This window comes from Streptomyces sp. NPDC017676 (assembly GCF_044329325.1).
Classification (GTDB): domain Bacteria; phylum Actinomycetota; class Actinomycetes; order Streptomycetales; family Streptomycetaceae; genus Streptomyces.
Map to the genome: position 1 here is coordinate 1 of NZ_JBIRJA010000009.1, position 19555 is coordinate 19555.

General features: G+C 70.8%; 16 protein-coding genes, 1 tRNA gene and 2 pseudogenes. 4 read left to right on the top strand and 15 right to left on the bottom strand.

Features of this window, described 5'->3' with window-relative positions; all coding sequences use genetic code 11:
* The first annotated feature begins 681 nt into the window (after window positions 1-681).
* Window positions 682-755 (top strand) — tRNA-Gly (locus ACH4LD_RS20405).
* Between the two features lie 15 nt (window positions 756-770).
* On the opposite strand, the gene ACH4LD_RS20410 is transcribed toward ACH4LD_RS20405, so the two are convergent.
* The 3 genes and pseudogenes from ACH4LD_RS20410 to ACH4LD_RS20420 all read right to left on the bottom strand — a co-directional run.
* Window positions 771-1466 (bottom strand): hypothetical protein, encoded by a 696-nt coding sequence (locus ACH4LD_RS20410; protein ID WP_398054724.1) that lies wholly within the window; start codon window positions 1464-1466, stop codon window positions 771-773.
* Window positions 1467-1815: 349 nt separating this feature from the next.
* Window positions 1816-2502, bottom strand: a pseudogene (locus tag ACH4LD_RS20415) (DUF317 domain-containing protein).
* 219 nt (window positions 2503-2721) lie between these two features.
* Window positions 2722-3129, bottom strand: a pseudogene (locus ACH4LD_RS20420) (tyrosine-type recombinase/integrase); the annotation flags it as partial.
* A gap of 124 nt (window positions 3130-3253) precedes the next feature.
* On the opposite strand from ACH4LD_RS20420, the gene ACH4LD_RS20425 reads away from it, so the two are divergent.
* The gene (locus ACH4LD_RS20425; protein WP_398054725.1) at window positions 3254-4543 is read left to right on the top strand and encodes a peptidase M6; all 1290 of its coding nucleotides are present in this window, start codon (window positions 3254-3256) and stop codon (window positions 4541-4543) included.
* A gap of 141 nt (window positions 4544-4684) precedes the next feature.
* Here ACH4LD_RS20425 and ACH4LD_RS20430 read toward each other — a convergent pair whose 3' ends face one another.
* From ACH4LD_RS20430 to ACH4LD_RS20455, 6 genes are all read right to left on the bottom strand, one after another.
* Complete coding sequence (locus ACH4LD_RS20430) at window positions 4685-5290, bottom strand: hypothetical protein (RefSeq protein WP_132784699.1); 606 nt, start codon at window positions 5288-5290, stop codon at window positions 4685-4687.
* Window positions 5291-5490: 200 nt separating this feature from the next.
* Window positions 5491-5961: a hypothetical protein gene (locus tag ACH4LD_RS20435; protein ID WP_031091902.1), complete on the bottom strand. Its 471-nt coding sequence runs from the start codon at window positions 5959-5961 to the stop codon at window positions 5491-5493.
* 109 nt (window positions 5962-6070) lie between these two features.
* Complete coding sequence (locus ACH4LD_RS20440; protein ID WP_132784700.1) at window positions 6071-6748, bottom strand: hypothetical protein; 678 nt, start codon at window positions 6746-6748, stop codon at window positions 6071-6073.
* Entirely contained in the window at window positions 6745-8397 is a 1653-nt protein-coding gene (locus tag ACH4LD_RS20445) for a polyprenyl synthetase family protein (RefSeq protein WP_398054726.1), read from the bottom strand. The genes ACH4LD_RS20440 and ACH4LD_RS20445 overlap by 4 nt, the downstream gene beginning before the upstream one ends.
* Entirely contained in the window at window positions 8390-9475 is a 1086-nt protein-coding gene (locus ACH4LD_RS20450; RefSeq protein WP_398054727.1) for a hypothetical protein, read from the bottom strand. Before ACH4LD_RS20450 ends, ACH4LD_RS20445 begins: the two co-directional genes overlap by 8 nt.
* A 186-nt stretch (window positions 9476-9661) precedes the next feature.
* Window positions 9662-11356 (bottom strand): serine/threonine protein kinase, encoded by a 1695-nt coding sequence (locus ACH4LD_RS20455; RefSeq protein ID WP_398054728.1) that lies wholly within the window; start codon window positions 11354-11356, stop codon window positions 9662-9664.
* Window positions 11357-11981: 625 nt separating this feature from the next.
* Between ACH4LD_RS20455 and ACH4LD_RS20460 the strand changes: the two genes are divergently transcribed.
* The gene (locus ACH4LD_RS20460) at window positions 11982-12593 is read left to right on the top strand and encodes a hypothetical protein (RefSeq protein WP_398054729.1); all 612 of its coding nucleotides are present in this window, start codon (window positions 11982-11984) and stop codon (window positions 12591-12593) included.
* 20 nt (window positions 12594-12613) lie between these two features.
* Window positions 12614-13480 carry a choice-of-anchor K domain-containing protein gene (locus ACH4LD_RS20465; protein WP_398054730.1) on the top strand — a complete coding sequence of 289 codons (867 nt, stop codon included), beginning with the start codon at window positions 12614-12616 and terminating at the stop codon, window positions 13478-13480.
* A gap of 44 nt (window positions 13481-13524) precedes the next feature.
* Here ACH4LD_RS20465 and ACH4LD_RS20470 read toward each other — a convergent pair whose 3' ends face one another.
* From ACH4LD_RS20470 to ACH4LD_RS20495, 6 genes are all read right to left on the bottom strand, one after another.
* Window positions 13525-14025 carry a hypothetical protein gene (locus tag ACH4LD_RS20470; protein WP_398054731.1) on the bottom strand — a complete coding sequence of 167 codons (501 nt, stop codon included), beginning with the start codon at window positions 14023-14025 and terminating at the stop codon, window positions 13525-13527.
* On the bottom strand, window positions 14022-14540 hold the full coding sequence (locus ACH4LD_RS20475) for a hypothetical protein (RefSeq protein WP_398054732.1): 519 nt from the start codon (window positions 14538-14540) through the stop codon (window positions 14022-14024). Before ACH4LD_RS20475 ends, ACH4LD_RS20470 begins: the two co-directional genes overlap by 4 nt.
* A gap of 643 nt (window positions 14541-15183) precedes the next feature.
* Window positions 15184-16215 carry an amino acid--tRNA ligase-related protein gene (locus ACH4LD_RS20480; protein WP_398054733.1) on the bottom strand — a complete coding sequence of 344 codons (1032 nt, stop codon included), beginning with the start codon at window positions 16213-16215 and terminating at the stop codon, window positions 15184-15186.
* A gap of 186 nt (window positions 16216-16401) precedes the next feature.
* Window positions 16402-17316, bottom strand: coding sequence for a hypothetical protein (locus tag ACH4LD_RS20485; protein WP_398054734.1), 915 nt, complete (start codon window positions 17314-17316; stop codon window positions 16402-16404).
* A 32-nt stretch (window positions 17317-17348) separates the two neighbouring features.
* Complete coding sequence (locus tag ACH4LD_RS20490; protein WP_398054735.1) at window positions 17349-18557, bottom strand: cytochrome P450; 1209 nt, start codon at window positions 18555-18557, stop codon at window positions 17349-17351.
* On the bottom strand, window positions 18550-19548 hold the full coding sequence (locus ACH4LD_RS20495; RefSeq protein WP_398054736.1) for a hypothetical protein: 999 nt from the start codon (window positions 19546-19548) through the stop codon (window positions 18550-18552). Before ACH4LD_RS20495 ends, ACH4LD_RS20490 begins: the two co-directional genes overlap by 8 nt.
* Window positions 19549-19555: the final 7 nt, after the last annotated feature.

Consider the following 19555-nt stretch of genomic DNA (forward strand, 5'->3'; position numbering starts at 1 on the left):
CCGGGGCGTCCGGTGTGAGCGCGGGCGTCGGCTCCACCGCTGTGAACGCCCCCGTCGGAGCCGCCGGTGTGCATGCCGCTGCCGGGGCCCGCCCGCCCACCCCCCCCCCCCCCCCCCCCCCCCCCGCCCCCCCCCCCCCCCCCCCCCCCCCCCCCCCCCGCACCCCCCCCCCCCCCCCCCCCCCCCCCCCCCCCCCCCCCCCCCCGCGCCCGCTGTCACACGCCGACTACAGCCGGTCCTCTCCCGACGCCCTCACCTCTTCTGCAGGACGACGGGGACCGCGCTGCGGAGCCGGGCACACCGCGGACACCGCACGAGCCGGCCGGGGCCGAGCCGCTCGGCCTGCTGCATCGGGAACGAAGCGGTGCTGAAGACGTGCCCGTCCGCGCATCGGACGACGGTGCGTTCCATCAAGTCCCTCAAGTCCCTTCCCCAAGAGCCTCGTCCGGCGTTGCTGCCCGGACGACAAAGGCACATTACGGGATCAAAGAGACGACTCTCCAGGCGGCACTCCGGCCCCACGGGACCCCTCCACGGTACGCCCCAACTCCGGCCGCCCGCAGCCGGATACCCCCCTGGAACCGACTCAACCCCCGGGGTCCGGACACCGGGGGCCGACGATGATGTAGAGTGAGCAAGCATCCGGACACCGGACCCTCGGGCCCGATCCGTCCGTATCACGCGGGTGTAGTTTAATGGTAGAACATCAGCTTCCCAAGCTGAGAGCGCGAGTTCGATTCTCGTCACCCGCTCCAGAGAGAAACCCCAGGTCAGCGGCCTGGGGTTTGTTTGTTGTCTAGTCCAATTCGTGGGCGGCGTGCCCTTCGCGCGCCCCAAGTCGAGGCGAATGGGCGGGGCCGAGGGGTCTTGCGTGGCAGTTGAGAGCCATGCGGTCCCGGGTTGTCTCGCATCGTGAGATCGATTTCGCGTGATCCGCTCCACAAGCGGGCCGGGTTCGTGTGAAGTCGCGCACGCGAAGCCGGGTGCGGCTGCGTCCAGGGCCACGTGATGGGCCGGCCCTCGCCAAGCAACGGAAATCGAGGACGGTGCGGACCACTCCTAGCTTCCGTTCGCGGACTGCCGTTGGCGCCGGACCTCATCCAGTAGAGGTCGTCCAAGAGGGAGGAGCGGGCTCTCTTTTCCCCGAGGGCGTCACTGCCGCGACCGGCGCCGGGGCGGCCCCCGGCGCTCGCCCCGTCCACGGACAGGAGCCACCCACCCGGCCGCGGGCCGCGGGCCCAGTGATCGCCGAGAACAGTCGAGTCTTCCGCGATGTACTCGGCGTACTCGTCGGCACCGAGGAGGCCGTTCGCCGTCACGTCGTCCGTGCGGAGCCGGATCAGCCGGCCGTCGCCGTCGGAGTCGTCGTTGATCGAATCCAGACTTTGGTCCAGGGCCGGGTTCGCCTCGGCGGCCTCGCCGGCCACGGGCAAGGAGCCCTCGACGACGGCCTTCCTGGACTCCACGCTGCCGAAGGCTCACCGGCCTCGAACCGGGCGCCCACCGCGGGCAGTTCTACTTGTTCCGCCTCGGCTGACCGAGCGGGAGCAGCGGCGGAACGTTCAACGCCCTTGGCCCAGCAGAGGTCCCGGACCGGCTCACGGCCTCGCGGTTGTCCAACGTCCCGACGGCTGCCGCGCCAGCCTCGGCGATGTCCACGCTTTCCGAGCATGGTGAAGCCCGGCACCCAATGGGATGCCGGGCTTCACCATTCCGGTCGGGGCGGAAGCGACCGGGGGCCATGTCGTAGTTCGGGCGCGTAACGGCCCCGGTCCACAGGCCCTCGGGTTCATCCGCCCGTATCGGGCTGGGCCGTCAGACGGCCGGAGCGCGCAGGAGTCGGTCCCGGGTGCTCTCCGGGAGCACCCGGCGCAGGACTGGCGCGGTGGAGCTGACCGAGCGGGCGAAGGCGGTGACCAGGTCGTGGGGGACGCCGGAGCTGAAAGCTGAGGTGGGTGGTAAAGGTCGCGTCCATCGCCCCCGTGTGCGGCTGGTCGATGTCGAGGAGCCAGCGTGCCCGGTGACGGTCTCAAGGACCAGCTCGGTGCCACCGCACGGCGTTGCGGGATGCCGGCGAGCGTCGAGCGCGACGAGGAAGTCGGCGATGGCCTCCCCGGGGACATCGGGGGTGAAGTACGCCGACCACTCCGCGAGCGGACTGCTCGTGTCCGCTCGGGCCGATACGTGCCAGGCGATCGGCAGATCCCCGAGCAGGAACGGCTCGTCCGCCAGGACCCACTGGGCCCACCGCAGGGTATCGGGGCTGAGGTGCAGGACGGTGCTGCGCACAACCTGCCGGTCCTCCGGTGCCTCGTCCGGCTCCCGCAGGCCGCGGACCATCGTCAGACTCGTCCAGCCCATAGCGGTGAGGGTGTCGGCGACGGTGTCGTAGAGGCGACCGTCGTCGCCGGCCAGGTGGCGGGGGCCGACCCAGCAGATCGCCGGGATCCAGCCGGGGTTGGAGGGGTCGAGCGGGACGTCGTGGTTCAGGGGCGCCTCCAGGGTAAGGGGATCCACTGGTTGTCGCGGGCAGTGCGGCGGGGACGACGCGGTGGCGGCTGGGCGGGAGACTGCCAGGCCAGTTTTACGGCGACATCGGGTGGCTCCTGACAACGGACCCCGAGGAAGTCCGTGGGCATCACCCGGGAAGTGCTGTGCCGTGAGCCGGACAGGTTGCACCTGGTCCTGCGTGTAGCCGGCAGGACCCGCGTGGGTGCGTCCTCATCCTTCGCGCGCTGTGCGCTTGTCGGCGAGCGACTCGCTCAGTTGCTGCCGGACCTCGGCGTCGATGCTCTGGGCCAGCTTGCGCTGGTGCTTCGCCGTCGAGTGCTGGTGGATCAGCTGGACGCGCTCCGAGGACTGGCCGGCGCGGACCATGAGGTCCTTCAGCTTGGCGCCGTTGTCGGCGGCGAGGGTGTTGCCGGTGTGCCGGAGGTCGTAGGAGCGGAAGTTGTCCGGCATGCCGACCTGCTTCCTGGCCTTGCGCCACTTGCGGCCGAAGGTCGAGCGGCGGAACGGGGCGCCCTTCTCGCCTACGAAGAGGAGGCCGTCCGGCTCCTTCTCCGCGAACCACCGAAGGTGCCGGCGCAGCTCCGGCAGCGGGAAGTCCGGCAGGTACACGGTGCGCTTCAGAGACCCATGTGTTGTTTGTTGTCTGGGCAGTCACGCGCCGGATCGCCCCCCACCCCACTCCATGGGATGAGTTTGACCCAATCACCCCGGCCTGTCTCGTTGTGGCCGCCATGGTCGTCGCATGAGTGAAACGCGAGTACTGCGTGATGGGACACCGGCGGACGTCCGCCCGGATGACGCGCCCCGGTTGCCGGGGAAAGGCCGGAACATCCCACGCTTCCGACTCCCCGGGACGCGACGCCCGCTCCCCTTACTGGTCCTGTGGGTCGTCGCGGTGCTGCTCGCCCTGACCGCGACCGCCGTCCCCGCCCCACGTGCCCACGCCGTCAACGGGAGCACCTCGCCGTGCGCGCTGCAGGGGCAGGGGACCACGGTCAACGAGGGCCAGAACACCGACTACACCCAGTTCCTGGATCCCCTGGGGGTCAAGAACGTCGGTGTGGTCTACGTGGACTTCCCCGACGTGGCCGGCGCCGGCGACGTCGCGGACTACTACAACCTGCTGACCCCGGCCGCCGACTGGGTGTGGAACGCCTCGTACGGCAAGACCGGGCTGAGCATGCGGCCGGTCGTGAACCGCTGGATCCGGATGCCGTCGGCCTCCAACGCCTACGGCACCTCCAGTCCCACCTACCAGCAGCACACCCGGTACGTGACCGACGCGCTGCGCGCAGCAGCCGACGCTGGCGCCGACCTGGGCAGGTATGACCTGTTCTACATCGTCTCCACCGCCCACTCCCAGGTCAGCGGCTCCCACACGTGGTATTGGACGCCCACCCAGCCGATCGTCATCAAGGGCGCGACGATTCGTTGGGCGGTGACGTTCGGCACCGACATGTGGCACTGGGGGCACAAGGTGGCCGCCCACGAGACCGCTCACGTCTTCGGAGCACCGGACCTGTACGCCTTCAGCGGTGATCAGCACCGGTACGTCGGCGGCTGGGACGTGATGGGCCATGTCGCCGGAGCCGCACCGCAGTACTTCGGCTGGCTCTCCTGGAAGTTCGGCTGGACCGGGGACGACCAGACCGTGTGCGTGTGGCAGAACAGGACCCAGAACACTGCCACTTTGAACGGTGTGGAGTACGTAGGCGGCACCAAGCTGCTGGTGGTCAGGACCGGCGCCACCACCGCCTACGTCGCCGAGGCCCGCAGGAAGGCCCACAACGACTCCGGGGCCTGCTCCTCGGGTGTCGTCATCTACAAGGTCGACACCTCCGTCACGAACGGCCAGGGACCGATCCGGGTGGTGCCCAATCCCGACGCCGCAGCGCCACCGGCAGGCTGCGGCACGCTGGACATGGCCAGCTGGCAGCCCGGCCAGACCTTCTACGACCGAGCCGCCAACGTCCAGTTCACCGTCCGGTCCGCCGACGCCCACAACAGCACGGTGAACGCCATCAAGTGGTGACCATCAGGCGTCGCCCGTGCCCGGCCGGCGGTCCGCACGGGTCCGGCCGCCCACGATCACCGCGGTCGTGGGCGGCTCCGAGCCGGTGGCGTCGGACGGCGTGTGCGGGGACACCGGCCGATCCGTCACCTCATCGATCCGTCACCCGAGGATCGAGGACGAGTCGCAGCCGAGGCCGGCGCGGCTGGCGACGGTGAAGGAGATGCTTCCGGTGTTCTCCCAGAGATTGTTGATGTTGGCGAACAGCCACCTGGTGGTCAGGCTGTGGTCGGCCGACGAGAGGGTGGCCGTCCGGCCCTCCGTCCCGGGCCTGATCCGGAACCTCACCACCGTGTCCCCCAGCTTGTGCGGCGGTGTCTCCTGGGCGCTCAGTGTCGTCCCGGAGAAGCTCCCCGGTCCCGTCACCGACACCACGTCGGCCACCGCCATGACCGAGGCCAGATTGACCCGGTGGATGTGGGACTGCGAGCCCACGGGATTGCGCGTGGTGTCCGGGCGCCACCTGAACGTGAATGTCGATCCCGGTGCGATCCGGCCGCCGAACGGATTCGGTACCGACGACTCGTTGATCACGCCCTCGCCCAGCCGGGTGCCGAAGACGTTGCGCCAGTAGAAGCGGGGGTTGAGCCACGCGTTTCCCGGCTGAATGCACTCCGGGTCCCGTGCGGTCGTAGCCTGCGCCGCCGCCGCTGCGGGCTTGGCCTGCGCCGTGGCGGCGTTCGCGGGCAGTGACGACGCCAGCAGCATCGCTGCTGCCAGCGCCCCCAGTGTCCACGTGCGCCGCTTCCCCCGTCGCAGCCGTGGTACCGACGAGGCAGCGCGCCGGATACGGCTCGGCAGAGGGTTTCCTGCTCCGTACATCCTGCAGCCTTTCTCTTCCGTGTGACCCGTCGGTGACTCCGGGCCGAGCCGGCGAAGCCACCGACGGGCCGGTTCGTCGAGGGGAGTCAGTCCTCATCGGGGTCGAGGACGCGGCCCTTGAGCTTGATCGGGTTGGCGGCGCCCACCTTGAGCTGGCCGTCGGTGTAGCGGCCCGGGGCGGCCCCGTCGACGGCGGTCACCTGGGCGCCGTAGCCGATGCACTCCTGGTTGGTGGACAGGTACGGGTTGTGGGTGAAGGTCAGGGTGCGGCCCCCGTCACCGAGGGTGCCCTGGGTGGTTTCCAGGTTTCCCTTCGCCTGGAGCGTGTTGACGTCGTGGTAGGCCCAGGAGAGCCAGCCGGTGAAGACGAAGCCGGTGGGCGCTTTCAGGGTGAAGGTGATGTCTCCGGGGTTGACCGGGTCGGGAACGGTGCTGAGGATGCCGAAGCTGAGGTGGGCGGGAACTCCGCCCGGGGCGTCCTCGACGATGCCCTGCTGGAGGATGTAGAGCTTGTTCTCGGAACCCGGCTGGACGGGGGCCTGGGTCTGCGTGGCCATGCGTATCCCTTCTGTGGTTGGGTGCGTCCGCGTGAGCGGATCCGCCGGTGGCGGGCTTGGGGGCCGGGCCCGCTCATGACCCGTCGGGTTCGGGGACAGGGGACATGAGCTAGGCGGATGGCGCGGGGTCGGTCGGTGCGTGGTCGGCCAGGAGTGGGCCGAGGACGGACAGGGCTCCGAGGGCGATGTCCTCGTAGAGGTAGAAACCGGCTTCCAGCGGCGGAAGTTCGGTGACGGTGTCGTCTGCCACGGGTTCCGGGTCGGTGGCGTAACCCGCGCCGTCGTCGGGGACGGCGCGCGGTCCGAGCAGGTCGGTGATGTCCTGCGCGGCGCCCAGGAGGGTGCTGCGGGCGGTGGTGGCCAACAGGCGCAGGGGGAGGTCGAGGGCGGCGGTCGTGCGCTGGCCGGGAACCAGCTTCGTCACCGTCGGTACCTCCTCGGTGGCCGTGGCGGCGATCAGCTGCACGGGGAGCGTGCAGGCGGCGACGATCCGCTCGGTGGGCATCAGGGGCGGGGGGTCGCCGTCGACCATGAGGTCCTCCCACTCCATCAGGTCGAAGAGGAACTGGCCGCCCTTGTACAGGGGCCAGGGCCGCACGGTGTCGAGCAGGAGGCGGGCGCGTTCGGGAGTGTCGCGGCGCAGCGCCACGCCGTGCCTGGCCAGGGTGCACAGGCACTGGCGCAGGCTGCCGTTGACATGGCCGAGGAAGGCGAAGGCCCGGTGGTCGGTGGGGGTCAGCGGGCCGGCGGCGGTGGGGTCGGCCGGCGGGGGCGGGGTGGTGGTCACAGGGGCCTCGAGGTGACGTAGTGGGCGACCTGCCGCAGGACGGCTTTGCCTTCGTTCTCGGGGATGAACCGGAGGTCTTGTTCGAAGCGGGCGATGCCTTCGGCGGCGAGCCGGTCGGCGAGGTCGGTGGCGTACTCGATGGAGCCGTGCCGGCGCATGGCGGCGAGGAGTTCTTCGGCGTGCTGCTGGGTCTTGTCGGTACGGCGCTGCCGCAGGATGTCGAAGAGGCGGGGGCGCTCGTGGGCGTACGCGCTGCGGAAGAGGTGGATCAGCATCACCGTGCGCTTGCCTTCGAGCAGGTCGCCCAGGGGCTCCTTGCCGTAGAGAGCCTCCTCGCCGACCAGGTTCAGGATGTCGTCCTGGATCTGGAAGGCGATGCCGATCAGGCGGAACGCCTCGTCGAACCGGCTCAGCACGGCAGGGTCCGTGACCCCCGCGCAGACGGCGCCGATGCGGCACGGGCTGATGCAGGTGTACCAGCCGGTCTTCTTGGTGCTCATGGTGAAGTAGGCGTCGTCGGTCTCGGGGACGACCTCGTGGCGGATCCAGCCCAGCTCCATGGCCTGCCCCTCGATGGACTCCCTGCACATGTGCACCGCCTCGTGGATGAGGCCGAGGGTGCGGACGAGGCCGAGCGTCTCCAGGTTGGACAGGACGGCGTCGACGGCGAGCAGGTTCATCCCGTCGCCGACGTTGACGGCCAGGCCCAGGCCGTGCTCCTCGTGCATGGTCGGCAGACCGCGCCGGTGGGTGGACTCGTCGGCGATGTCGTCGTGGACGAGGAAGCCGTTGTGGAACAGTTCGAGGGCGGCGGCGGCGCGTACGGCGTCGTCGGGGCGCCCGCCGAAAGCGGCACAGGCGGCGATGGTCAGGGTGGGCCGCAGGCCCTTGCCCTGGCGGGCGGGGTAGGAGCGCATGAGGTCGTACAGCTCGGCGCGCGGTTCGCGGTCCGGCAGCAGCCGTTCGATCTCCTCGTTGGTGCGGGCCCGGCACCGGAGCATGGTCTCCAGCAGGTCCGCGTCCCGGACGGTGTCCTCCAGCGACCAGTCGGTGCTGGTGCGGCCGTCCCACAGCAGGCGCGGCGCGGTGACGGTGGTGTCGCCGATCAGCGCGGGCGGTGCGGGCGCGTCCTCGGGGGAGCGCCGGGCGAGGAAGTCCAGTGCCGTCCAGTCGACCGGGTCGGCGGCCGGTTCCCGGGCGGCGGGTGCCGCGCTGCCCCACAACTGGGGGGCCTGTTCGCGGTAGGCCCCCCACAGTTCCTGCATGCTGCGCAGGCCGGCCGCGCGCTGGGACAGCAGGGTGAACGCCCGCCAGACGGCGAGGGTGTCGTCGCGGGAGCCGCGGACGTCGAGGCTGTCGGGCAGGACCTGGTCGACGGGCGGGCGCTGGAGGTCGAACAGCAGGTTCATGGCCCGGTTGTCGAAGGCGACCTCGACGTCGGGGTCCGGGCAGCGGTCCCGGTCCACCACGATGCGGCTGTGCCGTGCGGTGAGTGTGGCGTGGCTGCCGTCGTTGAAGTGCAGGCCCAGCCGGATGCCGCGCAGGTGGTCGGCCGCGGCGGCGAGGATCGCCGGCGCCCGGTCGGACAGGGCGGCGACGGTCTCGTCCAGCAGCCGGGCACCGGTGAACGCGGGGACGGTCTCAGTCACGGGCACCCCCGGCGAACTCCACGATGCCCCCGGTGCGGAAGCCGATACGGCGTCCGCCGACCCGGCCCTCCACGGTGCACGGGCCGAGGGTCTCGTGCACGCTGAACGGGTGCAGGCTGGTCTCGGAGGGGTTGGCGATCCGGCCCGCCGTGTGCGAGCGGAAGTCGAGGACGAGACGATCGTCGCCGAGCCGGGCGGTGATCAGCAGCCGGCCGGGCACCGCGGCCATCGGCGGGGTGCCCAGCAGCCCCGCCAGCGGCGGCACCATCGCCACCCGGTCGCGGTCCAGACTGCCGCTCACCGCGACCCGCAGATTGCGCCGCGGGAAGTGACGGATCATGCGCCCGTCGCGCCACAGCATCACCGACCCGTTGGCCGCGTCCGCGGGGCAGGCGGGCTGGATCAGGGTGAAGACGACGGCCGAGGGCGGGGCCTTGTCGACCGGGCCCGAGGGGTCGTTGACGAATCCGAACACCCAGCCGCCGAGTGTGGGCCAGGACCACCGGCCGCGTACCCGCTCGTGGTAGCCGAGCAGGTCCGTCTCCGTGGCCGTACCGTCGCCGTGCCGCAGGGTTCCGGTGCCCAGGACGCCGGGCTCCGACTGCCAGCGCAAATGCTCGTCGTCGCCGAAGGGCGCGCACTGCGAGGTGCACGGCCTGCTGGTCCGGGTCAGTCGTACGTCCACTTCCGGGGCCGCCGAGCGGGCCGCCACCCGGAACGCGCCGGGCTCTCCGTGCGGGTGCGGCAACCGGAAGGCCGACCAGGGCAGTTCGGGCTGCTCGGCGTTGAACTGTGTCGCGCTCCAGCCGTGCCCCTCCCCGTAGAGGAGCAGGATCGCCATGTGCTGTCCCTCGGCCACCGTGCCGGTGCCGCTGCGACGCCCGGTGGCGGGGGCGCCCGGATCGGCGAACACCGAGCCGGTGGAGGAGCCCAGGACGGAGAGGTTCGCGATGAGCGCCTGCTGCCCGCACCGCGACAGGAACGCGTAGTGCAGCCACTTGCGGTCGAGCGGCTGGGCGAGCGGGGCACGCGGGAAGGGGCCCTGCGGACCGAACCTCGGGAGGACGGGCGTGAACACGTTTCGAACGCTAACCCAAGGTCACCAGCCATCTGCAAATCGTCACCATCGTGCGGGTGACCTGGGAGCACAGAAACGATTACCTCCGCATTCAGGGTTTGAGAACGCAAAGAGCCGCCTGCGGCGGGTGGTCCGCCACGGGCGGCTTCGGAACTCGTGCTTGCCCTCGTCGGTCGTCAGTCGTCGTCAGTCCTCGTCGTCTCCGAGAACGCTCGCCTTGAGGCGCACTTCCGGCTGGCCGGCGATCAACGCCCGCCCGTCGGTGTACCGGCCCGGCTCGGCGTCGTCCAGGGCGCGGATGCCAAGCGTGTACACCAGGGCTGCCGCCGGATGACCAGGAGTGTTCAGGCGGGGCTCGTCCGTGACGACCAACGACCGGCCGCCGTCGCCGGCCGTCCCCGTCGCGCCCCCGCCAGGGATGACCGTGCGATCCGCCCGGTAGTACGCGCAGGTCACGCGGCCGTCGAAGACGAATCCCGTCGGAGCCGTGAAGCGGTGCTCCACCCGTCCCGGGATCCAGGGGTCGGTGGAGGAGACCCGTACGTGGATCAACTCGCTCTGCCCGCGCCGGATCTCCAGGCCGACCTCCTGTCGGACCAGCAGCCGGGCGGGCTGCGCGGGCGCGGGGCCGTCGTCACCGGCCGGCACGCTGTCGGCTCCCCGGGCCGGTTCCGGTTTCCGTTCGGGTTCTGGCTCGCGTTCCCTCTCAGGTTCTGGCTCGGGTTCCCGTTCGCGCTCGGGTTCCCGCTGCGGCTCCGGTTCCCCGCCCGCCGTCGGCTTCTCGTCCCGCACCGGCTCCGTGTCCTCGGAGGGTGCGGTGGTCAGGGGCACGGCCGCGATCCGGTGGTGGAAGTTGTCCGCCACGAGCAGGCGACCGGCCGGATCCACGGCGAGACCGCACGGGTAACCCAGAGCGGTGTGTACGACGGCGTCGGCCGGGGCTCCGGATGCGGTGGTGCCGCAGGTGGCCGGGCCCGGCTGTCCCGCGACGACACCGGCCGCTCCGTCGGCCAACCGCCACACCCGGTGTCCGGTCTGGTCGGCGACGTAGAGCACGCCCTCGCCGTCGACCGCCACCGCGCAGGGCGCGCCCCAGTCGACCGCCGTGCCGCCGGGGTCCCCGTCCGACGGTCCCGCCAGTACCCGGAGGGCCCCCTCCGAGTCGAGCAGCAGTACCCTCCGGCCCTCCGGGTCGGCGATGTACAACCGGCCGGCCCCGTCGACCGCCAAGCCGGCGGGCAGGAACGCCTCGCCCGCGTCGGCCGCACCGGCACCTCCGGACCACCCCGATGCCGCGACGACCGTGCTGATGACGCCGTCTGCGTCGACCCTGCGCACTCGGGGAGTGCCCGCCTCCCCGACGTACAGTCGGCCGGGCGCGTCGACGGCCACCGCGCACGGGGCGTTCAGCCGGGCGCGGTCGGCCGGGCCGCCGTCGCCGTCGTCCTCGCCCTGACCGCGCGAGCCGTCTCCGGCGACGGTGCCGATGACACCCGAGGGGTCGATCCGGCGGATCCGGTGGTTCATCTCGTCGGCGACGAGCAGGGCCCCGTCCGGGGCGACCGCGAGCGCGGACGGGAAGCCGAGGTGTGCGCTGACCGCGTCGACGCCGTCGTCGGTGAACCCCCGCAATCCGTCCCCGGCGATCGTCGTCAGGGTGCCGGTGCCGTCGATCCGGCGGATCCGGTGGTTCGCGTGGTCGGCGACGAAGACCGCGCCGCCCCCCACGGCCACATCCGCGGGGAAGGCCAGTTGTCCGTCCGGCGCGGGCCCGCCGTCCCCGGAATACCCGGCCGTGCCGTTGCCCGCCACGGTGCCCGGCAGGCCACCTCCGTCCGGCGCATCCGGTGGACGCTGCCGCGCCGCCGTCCCGGCCGTCATGCCGCCACCACCCGGTACGAGCGCGGCCTGGACCCGATGACGCCCGCCACCTCCCACGTGCACGGCCTCATCTCCCGCATCTCCTTCTCCTTCCGTCCCGTCGTTGGCACTTCCCCTGCATACCGGGCGGAAGGGCACCGAGGGAGCAGCCACCGCGACCGCCACCCGCATGAGGGAGAGCCGGAAGAAGCGAACGGCGACGTGATCCGTACGGGAGGGGGGCGGCACATACCGTCGGCTCGATCGAGCAGGACACGAATTGACGGGCTGCACCCCGCTCCTGTGCGCCGTCTCATGCTTCGACTGCACTCGAACAAGTGATGCGGAATCGATTCGGCATTCCAAACGGGGGAACGACGGCATACCCCCGGTCGGCGCGGGCTAACGATGGACCCGGACGAAAGTCCGGTGCGTGCCGCGATGCCCACGTGAACGCCCCGCCCGAAGCCACGGGCGGCGGACCGCGTTCCGTCTTCCGGAGCGCAGCCCTCATGACGACCGCGTTCGGTGAACCGCGCGCGTAAGGTGCCCAGCTCTGGCCGCCACCTGCGGACCCGGGCGACCCGCACCCGGACGCCTCTCTTTCCGTCGCACGCTTCGACCACAGCCCCAGGAGGACTCGGAGATGAGCACCGACGTGCAGACCAAGAAGGAAGCCTACAAACGGGGGGAGGAACAGGGGCGTGCCGATGCGCTCGCCGGAAAGCCGTACGCCGACCCGCCGCGCGACGGCTCGCGCGGGGAGCAGGACCAGTACGCGAACGGCTATGACTGGGGTTACGAGCAGGGCCGTGCCCAGAAACTCGACCTCGTGGTGTGGCAGGAGGGCGGGGTCGAGGACGCTCCCGGCGGCCTCGGCACCACCGTCAACGTCTGCGTCCGCACGCCGAACTGGAGCGAGACGGTCGACGCCGGCGAACGCGAGCACGTCTTCACCGCCCCCACCGGATTCCGCTGGAACGGCACGGTGGGCGCCCAGTACAAGCGCATGAACCAGACCACGGGCGGCAACCTGCCCCCCGTCCAGGCCACGGTCAGCGACGACGGGCGCACCCTCACCTTCACCTACCACGTGCACCTGAACACCAGCGACCAGGACAAGGACTGCATCGTCTACACCTGCGGGCTCGAAGCTGTCGACGGAGCCAAGACGGGCCGCCACACCGACGGCGTCGCCCAGATCGGCACCGCGCCCCCGGCCAAGCTCAAGGCCGAGGTCATCGAGGACGAGGACTGAGAGGGCGGAGCCCAGACATCATGACCACCGTCGTCACCTCCGGCGTATTCTCGTCCACCAACCCCGCCATCTCACCGGTCAACGGCGTGGGCACCGACTACATCCAATGGGGCAGCGCCGGCAGCCAGAGCGGGTACCAGTTCCGCGGCGATGCCGCGGACGTCCAGCTCGACGGCACCGAGTTCGTCGTCGGCACCTTCATCCACCGCAACAAGCCCACGACCGTCAGCCCCAGCCAGTTCGACGTCCAGCTGACCATCAACGTCATGTTCGAGGACGGCAGCACGACCGACCTCAACTTCAGCTTCCACCACAACGAGACACCGAACAGCACCGGCACCAGTCCCGCGGACGACGACCTGGTCGACCTGCAGACCTTCATCCACCCACAGCCCGTCACGGTCGCCGGCAAGCAGTACCGGGCGGTACTGAGCGGGTTCAAGCGCAACGGCCAGATCGTCCGGCAGTTCCGCAGCCCCGAGGGCGGCATCAACTTCGCCGAGGTGGTCTGCATGTTCACGCTCGACGAGCCCGACGTGATCATCTCCGACCTGCGTTACCAGGGCACGAGCGCGGGCCAGGCCGACGAATACGTCGAGATCTTCAACCAGGGCGGTGCGCCCCAGGACCTGACCGGCTGGAAGGTCGAGGCCAAGCCCACCGGCCACTCGTTCCCCTTCCCCCCGGGGACGGTCATCCAGCCCGGCCAGCGCTACCGCGTCTACACCAACGAGAACCACCCGCAGTACGGCGGCTTCTCCTTCAGCTCCTCCAACGAGGTCTGGCGTGACCAGGGGGGCATCGCCCGCCTGGTCGCCGACGACGGCTTCGTCGTCGACCAGTCCCCCTACCTGGACAAGGGGTTCAACAAGACCGGCACGCCGTAAGCCGGTCCCGTCGGCCCTTCGATGACAGGTGAGGGGAAGGTGCCTCACCTGTCATTGTCGATGTCGGCACAGAGGCGAATGGGCACACTGCCGGCGTGTGCACACGCGATGACACTGCCCGTCCACCAGCAGGGCCAGAGACCCTGGGCGTGGAAGGCGCCTCTCCTGACGGCGTCGACCTGCCCATCACGGCGTCCGTGCCCATAGCGTGCCCTTGAGGACGGACAACACCGGTCAACAGCGGCGGTGACCCGGCCGACCGTGTCGAGCGCGAAGCGGCGTGGGCCGCGCAGGGTGTCGTCCACGCCGGCCAAGTGGCCGTTGCCGTCGTAGGTGTAACTGCGGCGGCTGACGGTCCGGTCACCGAATGCGAACTCCTGCCGGGTGATCCTTCCCGCCTCGTCCCAGCTGGAGGTGAGGGTGAGCGTCTCGCCGAAGTGCCGGGACAGTTCGTGTCCGGTCACGTCGCGGGTGTGGGCGATCTCGTGTCCGCCGGCCGTCAGCCGGACGGCGCGTCCGGCGGCGTCGTACGCGTACTCGGTCACCTGCCCACCGGGGTGACCCGCCGAGTGCGGCGGCCTGCCGCGTCGTACGCGAACGTGAGGGGACGGCCGTCGGACAGCTCGGTCTTGACCCGCCCGCAGCGGTGGTACTGGTAGGTGAGTTCTCCGTCGGGGCCGACGGCCTGCAAGAGACGTCCGGCCGGGTCGTAGGTGTAGGAGGTGACGGCGCCCGCCGCGTCCTTGGCGACCACCCTGCCCATCACGTCCCGCTCGTAGCGGATGGTCGCCCCCAGCGGCGCGGTCCGCGAGGAGACGTTGCCGAGCGGGTCGACCTCGTAGCGGGTGGTACGTCCGTCGAAGTCGGCCTCCTCGACCAGGCGGCCCGCCGCGTCGTAGCGGTAACCCCACTGCAGCCCCTGGGAGTTGATCACCGAGGTGAGACGCAGCTCGGTGTCGTGGACGGACTCGTGGCGGCTGCCGTCGGGGTCGGTGCGGGCGGCGATCGGGTCGATGGGTGGACTGCTCGATCTGCTTGACGTGCGGGCCGTACGCCTCATGGAATTTCGCGCCCTGCTCGTCGTCACCCCATGGCGAACCGGCAGCAGCCAGACCGCGCTTCAGCTTGGTGAGGGCCCGCGCGAGCGCAACGCTCCCCTGCTCGAAGCGGGGTGCTGTCGCTTTGAGGTCCGCGATCTCGATGTCGAGTACCTCGCCGCTGCCACCCATGACTTGGCGTCCCCGCTCGCTGGCTACCCGGGTATTCGACTTGGTCAGCCGTCGCCCCCTCACGTCCGCGTGTTGGCAAAGGCCGAGCAAGAGTCTGTTGCAGGTCCTGGGCTCTCTAACTGGTCAGCAGCGCCAGAGCATGAGCAGGCTCACCGTGACGGCCCTGCGTGATCACCTCGTTCGGGAAGCAGCCAGCCAACGGGGTGGTGCGGGCGGGTGCTCAGCGCCGACACGTGCCCGCTGCCTCCCGCTTGGCTCGGCATGGCGGGAGGCAGGCCGGGGTCGGAAGGCCGGCAACAGGTGTTCCGGGTCAGGGATGTCCGGCTGCTGATGCGTCGTCCTCGCTTCGCGTCCAGCGGCGGACGCATTCCATGAGAGGCGGTCCGCCGGCTGTCACGTCACTGAATCCGGGTGGCGGACAGAGATCGCAGTCCGCCGACGAGTCGCATGTGTCCGTCTGCTGAGGTGACCCGGTCACGGCAGGATGTCCGTTCCGTTGAAGCGGAGCAGCAGGGCGAGGTCGCGGATGTCGTCGTGCTGAGTGACCCACAGCAGGAACCGTTCGACACCGAGTCCGAATCCCGACGTACGCAGCGGGTGCCGGGCGTTCATGTCCACGTACCACCGGTACGCGTCTTCGGGGACCTCGTGCAGCGCGAGTGCGCGCCGCAGGTCGGCGACGTCGGTGTGCCGCTCGCCGGCGCCCACCGTCTCGCCGATACCGAAGAGCAGGTCCGCGCTCAACGCCTTGGCCGGGTCGTCCGGCGCGAACCCCTGGTAGAAGGGGACGCTGAGGTGGTCGGGATGAGTCAGCCAGACGTATCCGCCGAACTTGTCCATGAGCAGCCGCTCCCCCTTGCGGGTCAGGCTGCGGCACTGCGGCTCCAGCACGTTGACCGTGTCGGGTTCGCCCGCGAGCAGGTCGATCGCCTCTTCGAAGGGAACCCTGGGCAGTGCGCTGCTGCCCGCCAGGATCTCCAGGTGCTCCACGGTGCCGGCCATCTCGGTGACGATCTGGCGGCCGTGGGTGAGGAAGGAGGCGGCAAGGTGCCGCAGATACTCCTCGACGACCGCCATGACCTCGTCGAGACCGCCCGGGATCTCCGCTTCGCTGTGGAAGAACTGGCACAGATGCGTCTGGTCCGCCTGCTCGCCGCGGAACGACGGCATGAGGTAGTACGCCCCCTGTGGCGCGACGCGGCAGCCGAATTCCAGCATGAACTGCATCGAGTCCGCCAAGTAGGTGCGCACGCCCTCCAGCTCCACCTCCACCGGAGAGCTGTCGCTGCCGCGGCCCATCGGGCTGGAGATGGAACCGGTGGTGACCGGGAGGTGCAGGTTGCGGGCGCCCTTGGCGGTCCAGAATTCCGTCGTGCTGTGCGTGACGATGTCCTGGAGCACAGCCAGGTTGCGGTACCAGGGATCTTCCAGCACGGCCAGGTAATGGTTCTCCGGGCGGGTCCACGAGCGGGGGGCCTTGATGGTTTCCCCGGACGCAATGGGCATTGGTTCTCCTCCGTCGATTCATACGTGAAGACGTGCTCTTACCGTCGAAATCCGCCACGTCCCATACTTTTCCCGGAGCGTGGGACGGTCCAGGTTTCAGGAGTGCGGGCGGTCGCCATGACGTGTCGCCGCCACCCCCGGTCCCCTTCTCACATGCCGGGAACGGCCGGAAGGGCAGCGGCGAGCTCATGTCCGCAGCAGTGCCAGACAGTCCGCCAGGAGCCGTGTGGACTGCGGTGAGTGGCGGCAGGTGGCCGCTCCCGACCTCAGTGCGCGGGCCATGTCCAGGTAGGACGCCATGCGTAGTTCACCGGGCGGCGGAACGGGATGCCGCACGACCCCACTCGCGTCCTCCACCCACAGCTCGCGGCCGTTAAGGACCACGGACCGCTCGGTGTCCGTGAGTCTCAACTGCATGTCGCTGATCACCGAGCGGACGGTGACCACCAGCGACAGCCGGGCCCCGAAGGCGAACACGACCGAGCCCGCGGCCACCCCGGTCTCCAGACCGTCGAGGCGAGCTGTGACCGGCTCTCCGAAGAGCTGGCAGACAAGGTCGAGGTAGGGGCTGACGGCGTCGAGCGCGGCCCGCGACGCCGGCCGCACCCGGTCCGTGACCGGCCGCAGCGCCCGGCCCCGGCCGGGCGGCGGTCCCAGGTCCGGCGCGAAGGCGGAGACGAGCAGTCCGCCGCAGGCCAACGTGGTCCAGGGAATCCGGGTGAGCGCATGGTCGAGGGCCAGCAGTCCGCGCAGCGGAAGCACCATGCCCATGGGGGCTTCCGCGGCGACGTCGTCCTCGGCGAGCTGGTCGAGCTCGGCGAGCGACAGCGGCGGTCCCTCTTCCAGCAGCACTGCCTTGCCGGCCGCACGGGCCGCCCTGCTGAGGGCGACTCGGTCCTCGGGCGGGACCGCGAGGACCAGCAGCTCGATCTCCGGGCTGTCGAGAAGTTCGGCCCATCTCCGTGCGGCCTCGGGCCCTGATCCCGGTGCGTCCCGGAGATCGCGTTCGGCGTGTGTGCCGAAGGCTTCGCAGCGCCCCAGAGTGTCCCGCGCCCTCCAGGCACCGAGCCCGTCACCGACGACAGCGGTGGGTATCGGCATGGTTCGCTTTCCGGGAGGCCGGCTTTCGCCGCTCAAACGGAGATCGCCACCCTCTGCCAGGTGGTCGCGCCGAACGCCGGCGACCGCACGCTCCGCACGGCACGCGGCCCGGTGGTGCCGAGCCAGGTCAGCAGCGCGCCCAGGCTCTCCCGCAGGACGACCCGCGAGAGCACGGCGCCCAGGCAGTAGTGCTTGCCGAGGCCGAACGCCAGATGGCGTGGGCCCGTCCGGCCGGGGTCGAACGTGTCCGGACGGTCGTGGACGGCTTCGTCCCGGTTGGCGGAAGCGATGACGAGGACCACGCGCTGACCGGCCGGCACCCGGTGTCCGCCGATCTGGAGGGAGGCCGTGGTGGTGCGCGGCACGAAGTGGAACGGGGCGTCGTAGCGCAGGGCCTCCTCCACCACGGCTTCCAGAGCCGCGGTGCCGGCAGCGGCCACCGCCCATTCCCGCGGGTCGCGGCGGAGCAGCGCATCGGCCGCCGTGGCCAGGGCGCTCGCCACCGGGTCGATGCCGCCCGTGAGCAGCTGGGAGAAGAGGGCCAGCGCCTCGTCCGGGCCCAGCATCGCGAGGCCGCGCAAGGGGATCAGGCGGTCGTCCCCGGTGGTCAGCAAGCGCGGGCAGACGGTGTCCTGGAGATACCCGCGCAGTTCACCGATGGCCGCCAGCGCGACACGGGCCCGTGCGGGGTCCGCCGTCGGTGTGCTCAGGAAGCCTATGAGCCGGGCCGACCACTCCCTGACCCGGTCCACGTCGCCGGCCGGCACGCCGAGCACGGCGCACGTGAGCCGCGCGGCCAGGGGAGCGGCGAAGGCGTCGAAGAGATCCACCTCGCCCCGGTGCATCTCCCCCAGATCCCCCAGATCCCCCAGCAGTTCGTGCGCCGTCTCGCGCGCCAGGCCCGCCCACGCCTCGGCGGTACGACGTGGGAAGGCGGGCGCCACCACCTCGCGCAGGCGGGTCTGGTGGGGCGGATCGCTGAAGACCATCCAGGAGTTGAAGAACGCGACCGCCTGCTCGACCTCGGGCAGGTCGGCGGCGTCCTGCCTTCCCGTGTAGTCGCCCGGTACGGCCGACAGGGTCGGCTCGGTCAGCAGGCGGGACACCAGGTCGTACGTGGTGACGTACCAGGAGTTGGTCGGTGGGTTCCAGTGGACGGGTTCCGCCGCCCGCATCCGTGCGAAGGCGGGATACGGGTCGACGGCCGTCTCCGGCGACAGCAGTACGGCCGGGTCAAACACTCCGGTTCCTCCCTTTCAGCCAGGACGTCACCAGGGGCGCCGCACCCGCGAGCGCCCCGGCGGCCGTGAGCGCGCGCCGCGTCCGCGTGCCGCGCGCGCCTGCCGCCAGGAGCCGCCGGTATCCGTGGGAGCACCTGGCGGGCGCCGTGAAGAGCGGCATGGAGAACCAGGACAGATGCCAGAACGAGATGTTCATCGTCGCCTTGACGGTCCCGTGGAAGGCCGCCGAGGACAGACCCAGCAGTGCCTTGTGCTTCCACATCGCGACCAGGGCGGGCGCGAAGGCGAGTTCGTAGAGCAGCGCGCCGGTGGACGCGGCCCGCGCCAGCGCCGGACTCGACGCCGACAGCCGCTTGCCCGCCGGCGTTCCCAGTTCCGCCCACGCTCCCCGCAGCGTCCGTCCCCGCGTCCACTTCCAGCCCACCGTGGTGAGTTTGGACAGGCCGGACTGCAGGTACATGGCGGCGTAGTACGCCTGCATGGCCAGGAGCAGGGACGCGGCATACTCCTGATCCGTGTCCGTACCGCCGTGTTCGGCGGTGTCGTCGACGAGGGACAGCAGGCCCAGGAACACGTTGAGATGGCTGTTGTAGCTGTACAGGCTGTCGTCGAGATCGACCACCTGGCGCTGCAGCAGGGCGAAGGACGCGTTCGCCGTGAGCTTGACGGCCGGATGCCGGGCGCCGAGCATCCAGGCTCCGGTCGACGCGGCCGCGACGTACCGCAGTGCCTCATAGGTCACAGGGTGGAGGGTGCGGCTGCGCCCTCGCTTCCCGGCGGCCTCCTCCACCAGGGGCCGGTAGTCGGCGAGAAACCTGCCCGGCGGGAGGTGCCACACCGTGCGCAGCACGGCTGCCCCCGTGGTCAGGCGGCAGAGAAGCAGCCGGTCCGCTGCCCCCTCCTGGTGCAGTCCGGCCGTTGCCACGGCGGTGAGCCAGTGGCCGGCGAGCCGGGTGGCCGGTTCGCGACCGGCGGGCTCCGAACGGCCCATGGTGGGT

Excerpts from the sequence above, each read along its gene's own strand:
- ACH4LD_RS20425 (WP_398054725.1), top strand. The coding sequence starts at position 3,254 with ATGAGTGAAACGCGAGTACTGCGTGATGGGACACCGGCGGACGTCCGC.
- ACH4LD_RS20430 (WP_132784699.1), bottom strand. The coding sequence starts at position 5,290 with ATGCTGCTGGCGTCGTCACTGCCCGCGAACGCCGCCACGGCGCAGGCC.
- ACH4LD_RS20435 (WP_031091902.1), bottom strand. The coding sequence starts at position 5,961 with ATGGCCACGCAGACCCAGGCCCCCGTCCAGCCGGGTTCCGAGAACAAG.
- ACH4LD_RS20455 (WP_398054728.1), bottom strand. The coding sequence starts at position 11,356 with ATGACGGCCGGGACGGCGGCGCGGCAGCGTCCACCGGATGCGCCGGAC.
- ACH4LD_RS20460 (WP_398054729.1), top strand. The coding sequence starts at position 11,982 with ATGAGCACCGACGTGCAGACCAAGAAGGAAGCCTACAAACGGGGGGAG.
- ACH4LD_RS20465 (WP_398054730.1), top strand. The coding sequence starts at position 12,614 with ATGACCACCGTCGTCACCTCCGGCGTATTCTCGTCCACCAACCCCGCC.
- ACH4LD_RS20475 (WP_398054732.1), bottom strand. The coding sequence starts at position 14,540 with ATGAGGCGTACGGCCCGCACGTCAAGCAGATCGAGCAGTCCACCCATC.
- ACH4LD_RS20480 (WP_398054733.1), bottom strand. The coding sequence starts at position 16,215 with ATGCCCATTGCGTCCGGGGAAACCATCAAGGCCCCCCGCTCGTGGACC.
- ACH4LD_RS20485 (WP_398054734.1), bottom strand. The coding sequence starts at position 17,316 with ATGCCGATACCCACCGCTGTCGTCGGTGACGGGCTCGGTGCCTGGAGG.
- ACH4LD_RS20495 (WP_398054736.1), bottom strand. The coding sequence starts at position 19,548 with ATGGGCCGTTCGGAGCCCGCCGGTCGCGAACCGGCCACCCGGCTCGCC.